An 18070-nucleotide genomic window follows, 5' to 3' on the forward strand; every position below is an offset into this window, starting at 1 on the left:
CCAACGAAAGCCCCTCCCCCAGCCTGGAGGCCCCTGCTGTAGAGGGATCCCGTCGGGGGAACCGTTGCCGTGCTGAGCTGGCGGGGCGGGATGTTTCCCTGCCCTGTCTGTACAAGTCGCAGATCTACACAATCCCGGCTCCCAACGCCCGGCGGTTGCTGACCCAAGCCCTACGGGAATTGCAGCCGGATTTGGTGCATGCTTCTTTAACAATTTCGCCCATTGATTTTGTGTTGCCGGAGATCTGCGCTGAGCTCAACCAGCCCCTGGTGGCTACTTTCCACCCGGCTTTTGACCGACGGCGGCGCAACATCGCCTCCCGCACCCAATACCTGGCCTATCAGCTCTATGCCCCCTGTTTGGCCCACTACGACCGCACCATTGTCTTCTCGGAAACGCAGCGCCAGATCCTAAGCAAACTGGGGGTGAGCCGCGAGCAGGTGGTGGTCATCCCCAACGGCGTCGACGTGGATAAGTATTCGCCGGGGCCCTCCACCCTGAAGCAACGGTTGGGGCTGGAGCGGGTCTTTGTCTACCAAGGACGGATCTCGCCGGAAAAAAATGTCGAGGCCCTGCTCAAAGCCTGGAAGCAGGCTCAAATGGGTGAGAAGTGTGGCCTCCTGATTGTGGGGGATGGACCCCTGCTCAATACTCTCAAGCCTTTTTACACCCGCCAGCACGGGATCTACTGGCTGGGCTATGTGGCGGACGAGCAGGAGCGTATCGAGATCCTGCGGGGATCCGACGTGTTCATTCTGCCTTCCTTGATTGAGGGGCTGTCCTTGTCGCTGCTGGAGGCGATGGCCTGTGGGGTGGCAGCGGTGGCCACTGATGTCGGTGCCGATGGCGAGGTTCTAGCGGATGGAGCCGGGATCTTGTTGGACCCCGCTCGGGTGACAGTGGAGCTGCAAACGCTGCTTCCGCTATTGCGGGATCAGCGGGAGTTTACCCAACTGCTGGGGATGAAAGCCCGCCAGCGCGTTCTAGAGCGCTACACCCTCAGCCACAACCTCAGTCGCCTAGAGCAGCTCTACCAAGAACTGTGCCAGGGATCCCGTCAGCGCCGCCGGGCCTGAGGAAGACTGTTGGGATTGGGCTAAAACTTTTGTGATGGAGCTTCTGACATTTTTGCTAAACTGCATCGTTATGTTTCCAGGGGATCTCCTCTAGCTTCCCGATGGATGAGCACAACCCGCAAAAAGCCTTTCCGGCCCAGCCCCCTGCCGGGCTATCGGGTTTGTCCTGGCCGGAGTCTTTTCCTGCCAAGGTTCTGCCTGCCTCGCTGCCGCCCACAACCGACCAGGACACGCTCAGCTCAGTTCAGGAGGATCCCACCCCTAGGCTGGGCACTGCCAAGGAGAAGGAGTCGCCAGCCCTCTTGCCCGCCCCGGCCAAAGCTGAAGCCGGTGCAGACCAGCAGTCGATGCTGTACCTGCTGGGAGGATTGGCCTTTGCCCTACGCTCCTTCAACAACCTCAACCAGATCCTGGAGCTTACCGCTTTTGTGGCCAGCCAGCTCACCGAAGCTGATGGGGGAGCCCTAGTGCTGTTTAGCCCCAACGGCACCATTCAGTTAGATCAGCTGCATTGTTCAGATCTTGAGCGCCGCGAGCAGATTCGCGCGGAAATGGAGCAGATTGCCCAGAGCCTATCTGCTCAAGAGCCCCTCCTCAAAGCAGAAGGATCCCTGGCGGTGAAGATCCCAGCTCTCGAACATCTTCTAGACGAGCGCCTGCGTCAGAGCCTGGGGCCAGATGTGCGCCTGTTTGGCACGCCCCTGTTGATTCGTAACTCTGTCCAGGGTCGCCTATACGTTTTCAGTCGCCAGCCCACCTACCACTGGACTGAGCGCCGCCAGCAACTGCTGCGCCTCGTGGCCGACCAAGCGGGTGTGGCCATTGAGAATGAGCGCTTGACGGCGGCCTTGCGCCGCAAAATGGCCTTGGAAAAAGAAATGGAGATTGGCTCCTACATCCAGACCCAACTGTTGCCCCGCCACTACCCCCAAGTCAAGGGCATTCGGCTGGCGGCCCGCTGCCGCGTAGCCAGCAAAGTGGGGGGCGACTACTACGATTTCATCAAGATCCCGAAGGCACCTGCCTCTGGGGAGCCAGGTAGCAACCTGGAGGAATCGTCTGAGCCGTCGGCAGACTCTCGCCTGGCGATCGTGATTGGGGATGTTATGGGCAAAGGCGTGCCTGCCGGCCTGCTAATGAGCATGACCCGCGCCATGGTGCGGGCAGAAGCCCTTAACGGCCACTCGCCGGCCCGTGTTCTCCAACATCTCAATCGGGCTATGTACAGTGATCTGGAAAACTCCAGTCGCTTTATTAGCTTGTTTTACTCGGAGTACGATCCCCGCTCCCGCCGCTTGTGCTTTAGCAACGCCGCCCACAACCCCCCCCTCTGGTGGCGGGCCCGCAGCCGCGACATCCAGCCCCTAGACACGGAAGGAGCGCTGATTGGCTTGGAAAAACACAGCCAATACACGGAAAGCTGCGTGCAACTGCAACCAGGGGATGTGGTAGTCTACTACACTGATGGCTATATTGAGGTTGCAAATACCCGCGGGGAGCGGCTAGAGACCTCAGGTCTAGTGGAGGCCATCCAGCGGGCTGCTAGTTGCTACGAGTCGCCCGAGGAGATCCTAGAAAGCCTCTTTGCCCAGATGGAGGCTTTCCGAGGCCCTAGGAGATCCCGCCCTGTTGTCCCCGAGCCAGCGGCGGAGGTGGAGCTTCTGTTCCAGGACGAGATTTCTTTGCGGCCTGAGCTGGTGGACGATACGACGCTGGTGGTGTTGAAAGTATTGCCCGATTCTGAGCCAAGCTAGGTAGGAAGGTTCAAACTGAGGGTACCCTCTAGTAGGGAAGCCTCCTAGGGGGCGGCTCACTTTCCCAGTCAACCTTCACCTGAGGTACAAGCATGCACTTCACTGCTTCTGGCTTCGAGCTTTCCTCGGTTTATTTGCCGGCCTCGCCGGCCTTGCAGACGGAGGCGATGGTTGCCCAAGTGTTCCGGCAGGACGTGCTGGCCGATATCCGCAGGGGTTGGAACAACTTTGTGGAATCGGGCCAAATTTGGGCGCTTTTGATAGGAATCGTGGCGGGCTACATGCTCAAGAGCATCACTAGCTCCCACTAGAGGCAGTAGCCCTTGGACCTCCTGGCGCTGAGGTGGTGGCGCCTTGGCCGTTGCTGCTTGGCTTGCTTTTTTTCCAGTCTTCCTGTGGTAGTCGATCCCTATCCTCCTTCCGCGTCCATGTCCCAGCCGACAGCCCCTTCCACCCCGCGCCCCTGGAGCGGACGCTTTGCGGGATCCCTGCACCCTCAGATTGCCCGCTTCAATGCCAGCATTGGCTTTGACCTTCGCCTTTTGCCCTACGATGTGGCCGGATCCCTGGCCCACGTGCAGATGCTGGGGGCCTGCGGCATCTTGAGCCGCGAAGAGACAGAGCAGATTCGGCAGGGGCTGGAGCAAATCCAGAAGGAGGTTGCCGAGGGCATCTTCCAGCCCGACCCAGAGGCGGAAGATGTCCACTACGCCGTCGAGCGCCGGCTGGTAGCGTTGGTAGGGGAGGTGGGGAAGAAGCTGCACACCGGCCGCTCCCGCAACGACCAAGTGGCCACCGACCTACGCCTTTACCTGCGGGATCAAATCGACGCTATCCGCCACTCCCTCTGGGAGCTGCGAGGGGTCTTGCTGGAGTTGGCTAGCCAGCACGTGGAGACAATCCTGCCCGGCTACACTCACCTGCAGCGAGCCCAGCCCGTGAGCCTAGCCCATCACCTTTTGGCCTACGAAGAGATGTTCTGGCGGGATTGGCAAAGGCTGGGACGGGTGCGAGAAGAAGTGAATGTCTGTCCCCTGGGATCTGGGGCGCTAGCTGGCACTTCCCTACCCATTGACCGGCACCTTGCCGCTCATTTGCTGGGGTTTGAGCGCATCAGTGCCAACAGCTTGGATGCAGTGAGCGACCGCGACTTCCTCGTGGAGTTCCACGCTGCCGCCAGCTTGATTATGGTTCACCTCAGCCGCCTCTCGGAAGAGATTATCCTCTGGGCATCGCAGGAGTTTGGCTTTGTCGCCCTCACCGATACTTGTGCTACCGGCTCTAGCCTTATGCCCCAGAAAAAAAACCCCGATGTGGCAGAACTGGTGCGGGGCAAAGCCGGGCGGGTATTCGGTCATCTGCAAGCTCTGTTGGTTACCCTCAAAGGGCTGCCCCTGGCCTACAACAAAGACTTGCAGGAGGACAAGGAGGGGCTTTTTGATGCTGTCGATACTGTAAAAGCCTGCCTGGAGGCGATGCGGATCCTCCTGCGGGAAGGCATCCAATTCCAAACCCAGCGCCTAGAGGCCGCGGTGCAGACAGACTTCTCCAATGCCACCGATGTAGCCGACTACCTAGTGCGCAAAGGGATCCCTTTTCGCACTGCCCATGATCTGGTGGGCCGGATTGTGCGCACCTGTCTTGCGGAAGGTATCTTATTAAAGGATTTGCCCCTGGAGCGCTGGAAAAGCTTTCACCCCGTCTTCGAGGAGGATATCTTTGCGGCCATCGATCCCCGGCAGGTAGTGGCTGCGCGGCTTAGCCCTGGAGGCACTGGCTTTGCCGCAGTACGGCAGGCCCTGCAACGGGCCCAGGCCCGCCACCAGCAGCTAGAGCTAGGGTAGCACCGCCCTCCTAGAAGCAGCCTTGACAGAATTGGAGGCAGGATGGGATCCCAAGCCACCTCCCCACCCCCCTTTGCTTTGGGAGAAGTGGTGGAAGCCAACACCACCACCTTCGTGGCCCAGTGCTTTGAGCCGGAACGGCTGGCTTTCCCAACCCTGCCTGCTCTTGGTAGCTGGATCTGCTCTCAGGATGAAGAGAGCGGCAACTGGATCTATGGAGTGGTTTGCTACGCGGCCATCACGCCTGTTGACCCAATTCACCGACCTAGAGCTTTAGGCTTGTCCCTCCAACAGCTGCGGGAGCAGCAGCCCCAAATTTTCGCCATGTTGCGCAGCGACTTCCGTGCTGCCATTGTTGGCTTTGTCAGCGGGGAGCGAGTTTACCAGTACCTGCCGCCGCGCCCGCCCCAGATTCACCAGCCAGTTTATCCCTGCTCGGAGGGACAGGTGCGGGAGTTTTGTCGCTCGTTTGAGTTTCTGCACACCCTGCTGCGCATCAACAGCATTCCCAGCGACGAGTTGGTAGCTGCTGCCATCCGCCAGACCTATCGCCTCTTGAACCGGGACCGCCACTGGTTGGTGCAGGTAGGGCGGCAGTTGAGCTTGCTGTTGCGGGAGGATTACGAACGCCTGAGGGCAATTTTGCGAAAGATTGAAGCCTAGGCGAAGAAATATTGAGAACGGTGCTGAATCCCGCTGAAATGGTCCCTGAGGGTGATAGTCTGGGACAAACTCAATGACCTGCTCTTTTGTGCACCTCTTGGATTGAAATGTTTGACAAATTTAATCCCTTTGACAAGCCCTCCAAAGGTAATTGGGCAGGCCGCACTTTTTCTGCCGCTGTTGGTGCCTCCTTGGCCGCTGCAGTTTGCATAGCCCACGGCCAGTCACTTCTCCTCTCGCTGCTGGTGGTTAGCTGCGCGACGGTGTTTACTCTTATCTGCGACGAAATGGGGTGGATGTAGACAGCCCTGGACAAAAGGGATCCTCCGTCTGCATTGCAGCTTTCTTCTTGCTTGCACGAGAAAGCTATCTAGAAACGTCCTGTGCCGCTATGCCCGCGTATAGTTGATGGTTAGCGTCAATGCATGCTAATGCAAACAGAAAGCAGGGGTAAAGCCATTAGGAGAAACTGACAAGGGTGGCGTGTCCCTGTATCCGGAGGCTGAGCTTTTAGGTACAGCCCAGTAGCGCCCGTTAGTTAATCCCCCTCCCTCGGCTTCGGCGGTGGGGGGAATTTATTGCTGTGCGGGCAGAGGTGGAGCTGCTCCCAAGGTGTCCTTGGTAAAGCTAAGGTGAGGCAGGTCTTGACGATACAGGTATAGTCTCTGTTGAGAACCTTGCAGACTGGCGAGGCGGGGCCTAGGCCTTGCCCAGGCCCAAGGGAGGGAGGCCTGGAGAAGATTTGGGTCCTGCCTAGAGTCCATTGCCCTTGAGCCCATGACTTTCCTTCCTCTGGTTTCCGTGATCTTAGGCACGCGGCCCGAGGCCATTAAGCTGGCCCCAGTTATCCAGGCTCTGCGGGCCAGTCCCCACCTGCGCACTGAAGTAGTCCTGACGGGGCAACACCGGGAGATGGTGGATCAGGTGATGCGGCTTTTTGGCCTGCAGGCGGACTGCGACTTGGGGATCATGCGTCCTCGCCAAAGCCTAACTGATATTACCGAAGCCACCCTGCGCGGCCTGGAGCCCTACCTGCAGGCGCAGCAACCCCAACTGGTCTTGGTCCAGGGTGACACCACCACCGCCTTTGCTGCTGCCCTAGCTGCTTTTTACCAACGCATTCCCGTGGGGCACGTGGAAGCTGGCCTCCGCACCGACGATCTTTACCATCCTTTTCCTGAGGAGGCCAACCGCCGCCTCATCTCCCAGTTGGCTACCCTTCACTTTGCCCCCACGCCGCAGGCGGTGGAAAACCTAAAGCGCAGCCACGTGGTTGGCTCTATCTACTGCACCGGCAACCCCGTTATCGATGCTCTGCAGCAAGTGGCCTCCCTTGGGATCCCCTGTCCCATTCCCGGTCTGGACTGGGAGCGCTATCGCGTTTTGTTGGTTACCGTACACCGGCGGGAAAATTGGGGGGATCCCCTCCATGCCATTGCTAAGGCTCTCCTACAACTTTTGGCTGAGTTCCCTGACACCGCGATTCTTTTACCTCTCCACCCCAACCCGGTGGTGCGGGAGCCCCTGCAAGCTCTCTTGGGATCCCAGGAGCGAGTCTTTCTCACTGATCCCTTGGACTATCCCTGCTGGGTGAGTGCCATGCAGCGCTGCACTCTCATTCTCACAGATTCGGGCGGCATCCAAGAAGAGGCTCCTGCTCTGGGCAAACCGGTGCTGGTGCTACGGCAGACCACCGAGCGCCCAGAGGCAATTGCTGCTGGCACCGCCCGCCTAGTCGGCACCCACCCCGAAAAGATCCTGGAGGCGGCTCGGGAACTGCTCAGCGATCCCCAAGCCTACGCCCGCATGGCCCAAGCCAAAAACCCCTTCGGCGACGGCACAGCTGCCCAACAAATTTGCCACCTCATTGAGGATCAGTTGCACCTAAAGAGCTGCCGGGGATAAAAGCTTACAGGAAAACACAAGTCCGGCCTTGTTTTGAAGGCAACAGCAGAGCTCCCTTGAGGTATTGTAGGGCACACGAGTTTGTAGGCAAGTTGGCATTCCTAAAAAGCTCAACTGTAAGGAGGAGGCGTAAGCAAAGTAGCAAACCTCAAAGAGCCTAGAGTATCCTGGTGAGGCCTTGTATTGGCAGGGGAGGAGAGTTGCCTTAGGGTCAGCTAGGATGCTTAGTATTGAATAGAGTCTTAAGGGCTGACATGCCATCTAGCTGGTTCTATACCTCCTTCCCTACCCCTGAGCAGGAACTAGAGCAAGCCCACTTGGCTTCTTCTCGCTGCAGCAAGCCCTCCTCAGGCGAAGGGCTGGGGGCCAGCTTCGAAGGAAACGGCGCCCAGAGTAAGGCGGCAGGTTATCCAGAGGAGAACATGGTGAGCAATGCCGCAAAAATTAAGGTGGTAGGGGTAGGGGGGGGAGGTGGCAACGCCGTCAATCGGATGGCAGCTAGTAACCTCAAGGGCGTTGAGTTTTGGAGCATCAACACCGACGCCCAAGCTCTTGCTCAATCCTCAACGCCAACAGTGAAATGCCTGCAAATTGGGCAAAAGCTAACCCGTGGGCTAGGGGCAGGTGGCAACCCAGCCATTGGTCAGAAGGCGGCCGAGGAGTCGAGCGAAGAAATTGCTGCCATTCTGAAGGGGGCAGATCTGGTCTTCATTGCTGCTGGCATGGGAGGGGGTACAGGGACAGGGGGAGCGCCTGTGGTTGCCCAGATTGCCAAGGCCAGTGGCGCCCTAACCGTAGGAGTGGTGACGCGGCCTTTTTCTTTTGAGGGCAAGCGGCGCGCCAAGCAAGCTGAAGAAGGGATCCAAGCGCTGCAGGAGGCAGTGGATACCCTGATTGTGATCCCCAACGACAAATTGCTCTCGGTAATCTCTGAGCAAACCCCTGTGCACGAAGCCTTTCGCGTTGCCGATGATGTCTTGCGCCAGGGGGTGCAGGGCATCTCCGATATCATTCTCATCCCGGGCATGATCAACGTGGATTTTGCCGATGTGCGCAGTGTCATGGCTGATGCCGGCACTGCCCTGATGGGCATTGGCATGGGCTCCGGCAAGTCCCGCGCCCGCGAAGCTGCCATTACTGCCGTGTCCTCTCCCCTTTTGGAAACCTCCATTGAGGGGGCTAAGGGCGTCCTCTTCAATATCACTGGCGGACTGGATCTGTCGTTGCACGAGGTAACAGTTGCAGCTGAGATTATTGCCGAGGCCGTGGATCCGGAGGCCAACATCATCTTCGGCACCGTGCAAGACGAGCGCATGCAGGGCGAGGTGCGCATCACCGTTATTGCCACCGGTTTTGACCGACCGCGGTCGGCTGCTAGCACTCCTGCAGCTAAGGCCTCCGCAGGCAACTCAGGGGGGACGCGCAAGACCCTCTCTGAACCACCCCCTCGGCAGCCCCCTGAGCCTGAGCCCCCTCCTTCCGGCGGCTTGGACATTCCCGAGTTTTTACGTCGTCGCCGTCCGCCTCTCTAGGTAGGATTGAGAAATGGCCAGTTAAGAGCAGCAAGTCTTGGGGTGGTGGAGGAGTCATGAACATTGTCGTCCTGGCGGGAGGCCGTTCGGCAGAACGGCAGGTCTCCTTGGTGACGGGTAGGGCCTGCAAGCAAGCTCTGGAGGATTTGGGGCATCGCGTAAAGCTCATCGATCCGGAGGAGGACCTGCCCCTGCGCCTTTGGCAGGAACGACAGGCTGGCTGCGACTTTGTTTGGATTGCCTTGCATGGCCCAGGCGGCGAGGATGGGGTGGTGCAGGGGATGCTGGAGTGGCTGGGCCTGCCCTACCAGGGATCTGGGCCCCTGGCCAGCGCTCTAGCCATGGACAAGCTGGTCTCTAAGCAGATCTTTCGGGCTGCAGGGATCCCCACCCCTGACTGGCTGGTCTGGGATAAAGCGCAGCCGCTCTCTTGGGTTGAGTGCGTGGCGCGCTTAGGATCGCCGCTGGTGGTCAAGCCCAGCAACAGCGGCTCAACGGTGGGGATCAGCATTGCCCGGGATGAGGAGTCATTTGCCCAGGGGCTGGAGTTGGCCTGCTCGGTCTCATCGCGGGTTTTCCTAGAGCGCTACATTCCCGGTAAGGAGATTACCCTTGCCATTCTCTCCGGCCAGGTTCTCCCAGCCATTGAGATTATCCCGGCACGGGGAGACTTTTACGACTACGCCGCCAAGTATACCCCCGGCGGCTCGCGGCATTTGATCCCTTGTTCCCTCAGCGCGGCAGGGTTGGCCCGCTGCGAGGCGGCAGGGCTAAAGGCCTATCAGGTGTTGGGATGTGAGGGCCTAGCGCGGGTGGATCTGCGGGTGGATGCTGACGAGAACCCCTGGGTGCTGGAGGTGAACACCCTGCCTGGCATGACCCCTACTTCGCTTTGCCCAGATGCGGCAGCGGCGCTGGGGTGGACGTTTACAGAACTGGTGGAGCGGATACTGCAGGATGCCCTACGGAGGGCAGCTTTGACCCGCTCGCCCCTCCCGGTTTAGCCCCACCCCTGCTGGCCACAACTTCTCCGGGCTTAGGGGGCGGGTGGAACTGATGGCCTTGCTTTTCCAGCACGAGCGCGGTCTCCTCAGCGCCCCTAGACTGTCACCTCTTCCCAGGACCTCCAGCGCGGCTTGCCCTCTTGGCCTAGATGCAGGGAGTCAAGTTGGGTTTGGAGTAGGTGCAGGTGAGCTTGGCAACGCTTGACAGCAACCCTGACAGGGACGGCCAAGCGAGCCTGCAACGCCTGGGCAATCTCAGCTTCTGTCTTCAAGATCCCAGGGCGGGCAAGCCAATTCCAATACGGCCGTTATGGCCGGGGGGCGGGCGCGGCTTCGGGGTAAAATGTATCCGCATCTCCGGGGAGACAGGGATTCCCCAGCGGATCCCGGCATACAACTAGCAGTCTTATGCAGGAAAAAACCATCGTCCGCAACTACTTCAACACGGTCGGCTTTGAGCGCTGGCGCCGCATCTACGGCAACGAGGAAGTCAATTTTGTCCAAAGAGATATCCGACTGGGCCATGCCCGCACTGTTGAAACGGTGTTGCAGTGGCTGGGGGATCCTTCAGGTTTGCGCATTTGCGATGCCGGCTGTGGGGTGGGCAGCCTCAGCCTGCCTTTGGCTGCCCGTGGGGCGCAGGTATTTGCCAGCGACATTTCCGAACAAATGATTAACGAAGCGCGTCGCCGGCAGCAGCTCGAGCTGGGATCGCCAGGCAATCCCCAGTTTCAGGTTCTGGATCTGGAGGAGCTGACAGGGGAGTACGATGTCGTCGTCTGCCTGGATGTAATGATCCACTACCCCGAAGCCGACGCCCTGCGTATGCTTAGGCACTTGACCGGCTTAGCCAAGTCCCGCCTAATCTTCAGCTTTGCTCCCAAAACCCCCTGGCTGACGCTGCTCAAGAAAGTGGGAGAGTTCTTCCCTGGCTCCACCAAAACCACCCGTGCCTACCAACACCGCGAGGCAACGTTGGTCAGCCACCTTGCCGAGTGGGGCTGGAAAGTCCAGCAGCGACAAACCATTCAAAGCCGCTTCTACTTTGCTTGTCTGCTCGACCTGGTGCGCTACAACTTTGTTCCCAATTGCACGGGTAACAACACCTTCAGCAACACCGGCTAGGCCCGGGGGATCTTGAGCACTGCCCAGGGCCCACCCCAGGTCTTTGTGAAGTAGCCGTTCCCATCCTGCTAAAAACTCGCGCTGCCCAGCTAGGGAGTAGCCTCAATGGCCAGGATCCCTAGTTTGCAACCGGCTTTGGACTTGGCACCCGCAGCAGCTCTGCTCCCTCTAGCACCCGCGCCGAGCGGATGACATCTCCCACTTGGATACGCTCCACCCACTCCATGCCACTGGTGACATAGCCAAACACTGCATAGCGCCCATCCAAAATTGGCAGATCCGAGAGGGCGATATAAAACTGGGATGAGGCTGAATCCAGAGGACTGGAACGGACCATGGCCACCGCGCCTAGGCGATGGGGCAGGGCCAACTTACTCAGGGCCAGGGGATCCTCAATCAAGGTGTTGTAGCGGGGGTAGGGTTCTCCCCGCACCTGGATTTCTAGGGGGAGGGTCCGTAGGCGGCTGCTGCCCGGCTCGGTGGCGCCACCGCTGCCATCTCCGCGGGGATCTCCTCCCTGCACCACAAAAGGTTGGGGATCTTTCTCCACGCGATGGAAAGTAAGGCCGTTGTAGAAGCCCCGCTGCACCAGATCGACAAAATGGCCAGCCGTAAGGGGCGCTGCATCGCCGCGGATCTCCAGGAGCACCCGCCCTCGCCCTTCAGCAGTCTGGATTTCCAGTTCCACCACCGCTCTGCCTTGCAATTGCGGGCGATCGGCATAGGCTGCCGGGATCCCCTTCAAGGCTTCTGCTGAAGGAGGCCTGCCGTGGCAGGCCAGTAGACTGAGACACCCATATCCCAACACCAAGCCGATCCCCAGCTTGCCCCCTGCCATCTGTGCAAGCCTCGCGTAACCATGCGTAGCGTGCTTCTCGTATTCCCTCCCCGAACGGACACGGGATGCCCCAGCGCCTGGTTGTACCCAATTTCAACCCGGGGGTGTCCAAGTCCAGGGCGGGGCTTATCCACCCCCAGCAACTAATGAGACAACCCCAACTGCAAGGTAAGGCTGCGAACACCGTTGCTCACAGCCACGCCGTAGCGGGTAATGGAGGTGACCCGCCACTCGCCTTTCACCCTCTGGCCCGCCTGCACCTGCCGCACCACCTTGTCCACCAAGATCAAGGCCTTAGGAGCGCCTGGATCGTGGATCAGCCCCACCAATTTCATCGGCGGCGGTGCTTCTTGGGAGGGGAGCGGCGCCGGCGGAGTCAACCTTCGAGAAGGAGGGGGAGCGGCGGCTACTGGTCTTCCCGCTTCCGGCTTGGCCGCGACCTCTCCCCTTGGCTCCTGAGAGGCACCCTGCTTAGGCAGATCCACACAGTTGGAGGACGGCTCCTGAGCTGGCGGGGGAGCAGAAGGGACAGGCTTAGGCGTCTCGAGGCGGGGATCCCTTGCGGGAGCGGGATCGGCCAGCGAGAAAACCCCCACCCGCGGACGCAGAGTTAGCCAAAAAGCTAGCCCCACCACTAGCGTGGCCAGCAAACCCAGCAGCAGCCCGCCACTAGCCGAAGAACGGTGGGAAAGCAACGGGGGGCGTGTACCCAAATAGGGATACTCCTCTGCCCCCCCTTCCTCAAGGCTGTGCTCCAACTCCTCCAACAGCTCATCCAGGAGAGAGTCGGCTTGATTTGTATAACCGGCCAAGGCCCACGGAGAACACCGGCTCCTGGCTGCTGAAGCACCCAACCCAGACACGGAAACGGAACCTCCCTAGCCTGACGGCAAGGCGCCCGCGGCGGTGAAACACCCCAGCTGCTGTCTCCTTACCCCCGCGACCTCAGAGGAGCCGCATTTCTGGGTACTCGGTCAACAGCGCTTCCGCCGACAGGGTGTCTCCCTCCAACTGCGGCGTCCACAGCACTTCAATGGCCACAATCCGCTCGGCAGGGATGGAGGCCAACTGCATTAGCCACTGCCGCAGCTCTGCCACGGACTTAACTACAGGTAGTGTACCCAAGTTGCCGCGATACGCAACTAGTAGAGTAACGACCAGGTACTCGCCGACATCTGGGATCCGCCTAGTCGATTGGGGCAGGGCTGCTTGGGAAAGCTGCTGGATCTGGTTGTTACGGTTGGTGAGGGTTTCCGCGCTAAACTTGCTCCGCTCTTGCAACGAGGCTCGGTAGAACAGGGATTCGGCCTGGGAGAGAGGCCGCTTCTCCGCCTCTGCATAGCCATAGACCCAGTAGTCACTGTAGCGCATCAAACTAAGGCTGACTTCTTGCAGCAGTTGGCTCAGCCCCTCTGGCGACTGGGTATCCGCTTCCAGAGCCAGCGCGTTGATCTCCTTTTGCAGTTGTCGGGCGCTGGCCAGCAGGCCCACTTTCACCTGGGCCACGGTTACTGGCGGGTCAGCAACCCCTTCGTCACCCTCTTCGGAAACAGCTGAGCGCAAGCTGCGCACCAGAAAGCTACCGGCCCCAATCAAAAGCAGCAACGTCAGCAGGCTGCCACCGCCTCCCCAAAACAAGGGCACCACTAAGGGAAACCCAAACCCCCCTCCGTAGCTGGGGTACACCGGAGCGGAACGGGGACCAACGGCGCGGGGAGCTGAGAAAGTCGGGGAGCGGAAAGAGCCACCGCCAACACGACCACCACTGCGCGCCCAGACAGCACTGAGGGGCGCCAAGGCCAGGATCACGGCCAGAGCAAGAGCCAACAGGGACCGGCAGAAGCGACCGATTCGTTTCAGCATGTTCACAGTTTGTCCACGTCCTTACTCAATTGTAGGCTCTTTCCTCAGCCGGCAGAGGCCAGGGGCTTGCTCTCCCTGAACGACTCTCGATCCTCATCTTTGTTGGGTAAACACAAACACAATATGGCCTACGCCACCTACGCAACCCAAATCCAGGGCGGGGCTTCCCGCCGATTCAGCTAACCCTATCCAGCAACTTGGAGCATTACAGACCATTACAATCTGTATCGAGCCCTTGCCAAGTTCAACCCCAAACCCATGCACTGGCCAAGAGGAGGAGCAATGCAGCCAGTAGAAGTGCAAGAGCGGCCCCAGAAAAGGCAATCTCGTCAGTCCTTGGCCCAGAGGGAGGTGCGGCTGTTGGTGTTGGACATCGATGGCACGCTGGCAGGACCTTCCAACCAAGTTTCAGAGCCAGTGCGACGGGCAATCCAAAGGGCTAAGGCGGCGGGCGTGCGGGTGGCCATTGCCACCGGTCGGATGCATCGCTCTGCCGAGCGATTTCACTACGCCATTGGAGCGGATATGCCCCTCTGCAGCTACCAAGGGGCGCTCATTCGGGATCCCGAGAGCCAGAAGACGTTCAAGCACTGGCGCTTGGACTGGGCGCTGACAGAGGAGTTGTTGCAAGTGCTGCAGGATCTGCCGGTGGGGGTCCATCTCTACATCGACGACCAGCTCTATGTGCGGGAACTCAGCCCTCTGAGCCGCGCCTATGCTGAGCGCTCGCAAGTGCCGTTCCAGATTCTTTCCCCTGCCCAATATGGGCAAAGACCCACCAAGATCCTAGTTGTTTCAGAAGATACGGAGTTTTTGCAGGAACTCCAGGGATCCCTGCGGCAGCGGTATTCTCCAGAGCAGCTCTATCTCACGCGGTCAGAGCCAATTTTTTTGGAGGCTACCCATCCAGCGGTAAACAAGGGCAATGCGGTGCGCTTTCTGGCGGAAGAGCTGCTGGGGGTGTCGGCGGAGCAGGTGATGGCCATTGGGGATGGCGACAATGACATTGAGATGCTGCGCTATGCAGGGATCGGGGTGGCCATGGGGAATGCCTCACCGGCTTTGCTGCCCTACGCTGATTGGGTGGCTCCTCCCGTCACCGAGGATGGGGTGGCGGTGGCCATCGAGACCTTTATCCTTACCTAGGCAGGGATCTGACCGTGGGCTTAGCTGATTCTCCTTTTCCCCAGATTATCCTGCGTCCGGAGCAGCAACAGGTTTTGGCCTATCAATCAGGGCAGCTGGGGATTGCTGCTGTTCCAGGGAGCGGCAAGACGTTTATCCTGGAGCTTCTGATTGTCAATCTCATCCTCAAGCGCGGCATCCCGCCCGAGCGCATCGGGGTATTTACCTACATGCGCTCAGCACGGGTCAATCTGCTGCGCCGTATCAACCAACGCCTGCAAGAGGCGGGCTACCCAGATCGCTTTACCCAAGCCTTTACCTTGCATTCCCTAGCGCTGCGGGTGTTGCGGGAAGCCCCCGGCCCTTGGGAAGAGCTGTCCATCCTGGAGGAATATGAGCAGAAGCGCCTTCTCACCCGTCTCTGCCGCGCCTGGCTCAACTCCCACACCCACCTCTGGGAGCCCCTGATCCCTGCCGATGAGAGGGCAGTCTACAACCGGCTGCGGTTTCGGGGCAGCTTTCAACAGATGGTGCAGGCGGTGATCAGCACAGCTAAGAACCTGCGCCTGGAGCCGGAGGTGCTCCCCAGAGAGGGCTACCTAGGCTGGGCGGCTCCCCTCTATGCTGCCTACCAAGCGGAGCTGCGTCGCCGAGGCCAGCTGGACTACGACGACCTGGGCTGGCAGGCGGTGGAGCTGATTGAGCGGGACTCGGCGCTGCAGCAGCAGGTGCAACAGTGGTACGACTACCTATTCGAGGACGAAGCTCAGGACAGCTCCCCCCTCCAAGAAGAGCTGCTGCGGCTGCTTAGCCAGCGCACTGGCAACCTAGTACGGGTGGGGGATCCCAACCAGAGCATCATGGGCACCTTCACTACCGCGGAGCCGCGGCTATTTCGTGACTTTTGTCAGGCCAGTCCCCAGGTCATCTCGCTGCAGGAGTCCAGCCGCAGTGCTCCCCAGATCCTGGAGCTGGCCAACCGCCTGGTGGACTGGGTAACTCAGGAACACCCCATCCCAGCCCTGCGCACCGCTCTAGCTCCGCAGCACATTCGTCCAGCCAGTACCGGCAGCCCAAATCCCCCAGCCAGCGAAGGACAGGTGGAGTTTCGCTGCGTCAGAGGAACCCCCGAGCAGGAGCTGCAGGAGGTGGCTCAGTGGGCCTTGACAGCCGCCCAGGCCTTCCCCACCCAAACAGTGGCTATTCTGGTTACCACCAACGAGCTGGGAGGAAAAGCCCTCGACTACCTGCGGGAAAGGGGCGGAGAGCGGGTTATTGACCTGTTGCGGGGCAGCCCCACCCAGCGGCGGGTGCTGCTGCAGCTCAAGGGGGTGATTGACTGGTTGGCCCAGCCCACTTCCTCTGCTCGACTGGCTGCAGCCGTAGAGCACCTAGCCGACTGGGCCGGGATCCCACGGGCGGAGCTGGAGCCAATGCTGGGCTGGATCCGCGCCTCGCTGCCAGAGCGGCTGCTGTTTCCCCAGTTTGGGGAAGCTCCTACCTGGCCAGATAGCCCCTCTTGGCAAAGCTTAGGCCAGTTGCTGCAGACCCTGGCCAGTTGGCTACGGGCTGGGCGTTCTCCCTGGCCGGAGGTGCTGAATTTCATTGTCCAAAGCCTCTACCGCAAGCCGGAAGAGCTGTTTGTGGGTTGCTATGTCATCAACCAGTTGGAGCAGGTGTTGGGATCCCTCCCTGAGGCGGATTGGCAGGAGATTGCCCAAGAATTTCAGGTGATTCTGGATTACCGCCTCCGCAACTTGCCCTCGGAGCTCTTTGCCTTCAACCCCGAGCCGGGCAGCATCACGGTTGCTACGCTGCACCGTGCCAAGGGTTTGGAATGGGATCAGGTCTTCATCCCCCAGGTGTCGGCCTACGAGTTTCCTACCCACTATGAGGAGCGACCGGTGGGGCTAAAGTTTTTGGAAGATGTCGATATGAAAGCAGAAGCCCTGGCCCAGCTGCGCCAGCTTAGCCGCAGAAGCTACTGGGATCTACAGGCCAACTCTCCTACCGAGCAGGCCTTTTTGGACTTGGCTGCAGAGCGGCTGCGGCTGCTGTATGTGGGCATTACCCGCAGCAAACGGCGGCTGACCCTATCGGTCTCTAGCCACTCCTCCTATGGTAGAGAGCAAAGCCCAGCTTTGGCCTTTCGCGTGCTCAGGCGCAGTTTTGAGCTCAATTAGCATTTGTTCTGCCTCCCGCCTGCTAGCATAGCTAAGCCCAATCGGGCAGTCGTAACAAGGGTGTTTTGCAATGCAACCTCGGCGTGTTGCCCGCGAACTGGCCTTGCTGGGGGTCAGCCAACTGCCGGCCACGGCGGCCAAACTCAGCGAAAAACAACTGGAGGACTTGCTGCTGGCAGCCATCCGCACCCTGCAGGAGGAGACCCATGAAACCCTTGCGACGGCAGCGGCAGAAATTGAGCGCAGTGACCGCCTGTTGCAGGAGAGCGATCCTCTGTTTTTGGCTGCCTCCGAGGTCAAGGAAGAGAGTGGATCCCGTTCCCTTGCCCTCCGTCTTCACCAGGCCCAGCGACATTTGCAGCGTCTGGAAAGTGCCTTGCAGGGGGCAGCTGTGCCAAGGGAGTTGCCGGAGCTGGTTTACCAAGCCCAAGTGGCCCTCGGCAATGCTGGCCAAGCCCTAGAGCACCTGGAGCAGCGCCTGCAGAGCGTCCGCCACATCCTGGAGGAAGTTGTTCAGTTGTCCCAAAAGGCAGTCAACCGGCTGGGGGCTGCCCTCTCGATGCCGGAACTGCTGCACCTTGCCCAAGCCCAAGAGGTGCGCACCTATGCTCTGCAACTGTTGACCGCCCTGCATACCCACAAAGAGGTGATTGACGCTCGTTTACAAAAGGTTCTGGTGGGCTGGCAATTGCAGCGGTTGGGGCGGATCGAGCGGGATATCCTGCGCCTGGCGGTGGTAGAGATGGAAATACTGGCCAGCAGTCCCGTTAAGGTCGCCATCAACGAAGCTGTAGAGTTGGCCAAAAAATACGGGGATCCGGAGGCCGCCGCTTTCGTTAACGGCGTGCTGCGGCGGGTGGTGGACAACCCGGTGGAGACCCACGAAGGCCCTGCTACCACCTCTGCAGGCTGAGCAGATAAACCTCCCCTGCTCTAATGCGGAGGGAGACTGGGCAGGCAGATCTGTCTCAGACAGGGGCGTTTCTCCCACCACCAGACTTCCCGCAGGGCTGCCACGGGCTTAAGGCTGGGATTGTCCCTGAGCACTACCCGCCAACTTCTGCCCTGCAGGTGGGGCTGGAAGTGCCCCTTTAGCCCTAGCTAGATCCCTGGCCAGTTCAGCAGGGCAGCTTGCTCTTGCCTCCAGAAGCTACGTGC

16 protein-coding genes are annotated in these 18070 nt (G+C 59.9%); 13 read left to right on the forward strand and 3 right to left on the reverse strand.

Features of this window, described 5'->3' with window-relative positions; genetic code table 11:
• The 10 genes from NW827_RS06335 to bchM all read left to right on the forward strand — a co-directional run.
• The coding region (locus NW827_RS06335) for a glycosyltransferase family 4 protein (protein WP_414503460.1) at positions 1 to 1076 on the forward strand (1076 nt) is incomplete at its 5' end.
• Between the two features lie 101 nt (positions 1077 to 1177).
• Positions 1178 to 2830 carry a PP2C family protein-serine/threonine phosphatase gene (locus tag NW827_RS06340; protein ID WP_414403203.1) on the forward strand — a complete coding sequence of 551 codons (1653 nt, stop codon included), beginning with the start codon at positions 1178 to 1180 and terminating at the stop codon, positions 2828 to 2830.
• A gap of 92 nt (positions 2831 to 2922) precedes the next feature.
• Complete coding sequence (locus NW827_RS06345; protein WP_414403202.1) at positions 2923 to 3141, forward strand: hypothetical protein; 219 nt, start codon at positions 2923 to 2925, stop codon at positions 3139 to 3141.
• 117 nt (positions 3142 to 3258) lie between these two features.
• Positions 3259 to 4674, forward strand: coding sequence for an argininosuccinate lyase (gene argH, locus NW827_RS06350; RefSeq protein ID WP_414403201.1), 1416 nt, complete (start codon positions 3259 to 3261; stop codon positions 4672 to 4674).
• Between the two features lie 42 nt (positions 4675 to 4716).
• Positions 4717 to 5337, forward strand: coding sequence for a hypothetical protein (locus tag NW827_RS06355; protein WP_414359418.1), 621 nt, complete (start codon positions 4717 to 4719; stop codon positions 5335 to 5337).
• Between the two features lie 107 nt (positions 5338 to 5444).
• A complete protein-coding gene (locus tag NW827_RS06360) occupies positions 5445 to 5639 on the forward strand; it encodes a hypothetical protein (RefSeq protein WP_414359420.1) in 195 nt (64 codons plus the stop codon).
• Positions 5640 to 6114: 475 nt separating this feature from the next.
• On the forward strand, positions 6115 to 7242 hold the full coding sequence (gene wecB / locus NW827_RS06365) for a non-hydrolyzing UDP-N-acetylglucosamine 2-epimerase (protein WP_414403200.1): 1128 nt from the start codon (positions 6115 to 6117) through the stop codon (positions 7240 to 7242).
• Between the two features lie 422 nt (positions 7243 to 7664).
• Positions 7665 to 8774: a cell division protein FtsZ gene (gene ftsZ, locus NW827_RS06370; RefSeq protein ID WP_414360033.1), complete on the forward strand. Its 1110-nt coding sequence runs from the start codon at positions 7665 to 7667 to the stop codon at positions 8772 to 8774.
• Between the two features lie 56 nt (positions 8775 to 8830).
• The gene (locus NW827_RS06375) at positions 8831 to 9778 is read left to right on the forward strand and encodes a D-alanine--D-alanine ligase (protein WP_414403199.1); all 948 of its coding nucleotides are present in this window, start codon (positions 8831 to 8833) and stop codon (positions 9776 to 9778) included.
• A 408-nt stretch (positions 9779 to 10186) separates the two neighbouring features.
• The gene (bchM, locus tag NW827_RS06380; protein ID WP_414503461.1) at positions 10187 to 10903 is read left to right on the forward strand and encodes a magnesium protoporphyrin IX methyltransferase; all 717 of its coding nucleotides are present in this window, start codon (positions 10187 to 10189) and stop codon (positions 10901 to 10903) included.
• A 118-nt stretch (positions 10904 to 11021) separates the two neighbouring features.
• On the opposite strand, the gene NW827_RS06385 is transcribed toward bchM, so the two are convergent.
• The 3 genes from NW827_RS06385 to NW827_RS06395 form a co-directional block, all read right to left on the reverse strand.
• On the reverse strand, positions 11022 to 11741 hold the full coding sequence (locus NW827_RS06385; protein WP_414403197.1) for a peptidylprolyl isomerase: 720 nt from the start codon (positions 11739 to 11741) through the stop codon (positions 11022 to 11024).
• 143 nt (positions 11742 to 11884) lie between these two features.
• A complete protein-coding gene (locus NW827_RS06390) occupies positions 11885 to 12553 on the reverse strand; it encodes a hypothetical protein (protein ID WP_414503462.1) in 669 nt (222 codons plus the stop codon).
• Positions 12554 to 12686: 133 nt separating this feature from the next.
• Positions 12687 to 13604: a DUF1517 domain-containing protein gene (locus NW827_RS06395; RefSeq protein WP_414403195.1), complete on the reverse strand. Its 918-nt coding sequence runs from the start codon at positions 13602 to 13604 to the stop codon at positions 12687 to 12689.
• A 282-nt stretch (positions 13605 to 13886) separates the two neighbouring features.
• Here NW827_RS06395 and NW827_RS06400 point away from each other — a divergent pair, with 282 nt between their 5' ends.
• From NW827_RS06400 to nusB, 3 genes are all read left to right on the forward strand, one after another.
• Positions 13887 to 14750, forward strand: coding sequence for a Cof-type HAD-IIB family hydrolase (locus NW827_RS06400; protein ID WP_414503463.1), 864 nt, complete (start codon positions 13887 to 13889; stop codon positions 14748 to 14750).
• Between the two features lie 14 nt (positions 14751 to 14764).
• Positions 14765 to 16912, forward strand: coding sequence for an ATP-dependent helicase (locus tag NW827_RS06405; protein WP_414403193.1), 2148 nt, complete (start codon positions 14765 to 14767; stop codon positions 16910 to 16912).
• 70 nt (positions 16913 to 16982) lie between these two features.
• On the forward strand, positions 16983 to 17825 hold the full coding sequence (gene nusB / locus NW827_RS06410) for a transcription antitermination factor NusB (RefSeq protein ID WP_414403192.1): 843 nt from the start codon (positions 16983 to 16985) through the stop codon (positions 17823 to 17825).
• The last annotated feature ends 245 nt before the right edge of the window (positions 17826 to 18070 follow it).

The organism is Synechococcus sp. H70.1, from assembly GCF_047502705.1.
Classification (GTDB): domain Bacteria; phylum Cyanobacteriota; class Cyanobacteriia; order Thermostichales; family Thermostichaceae; genus Thermostichus.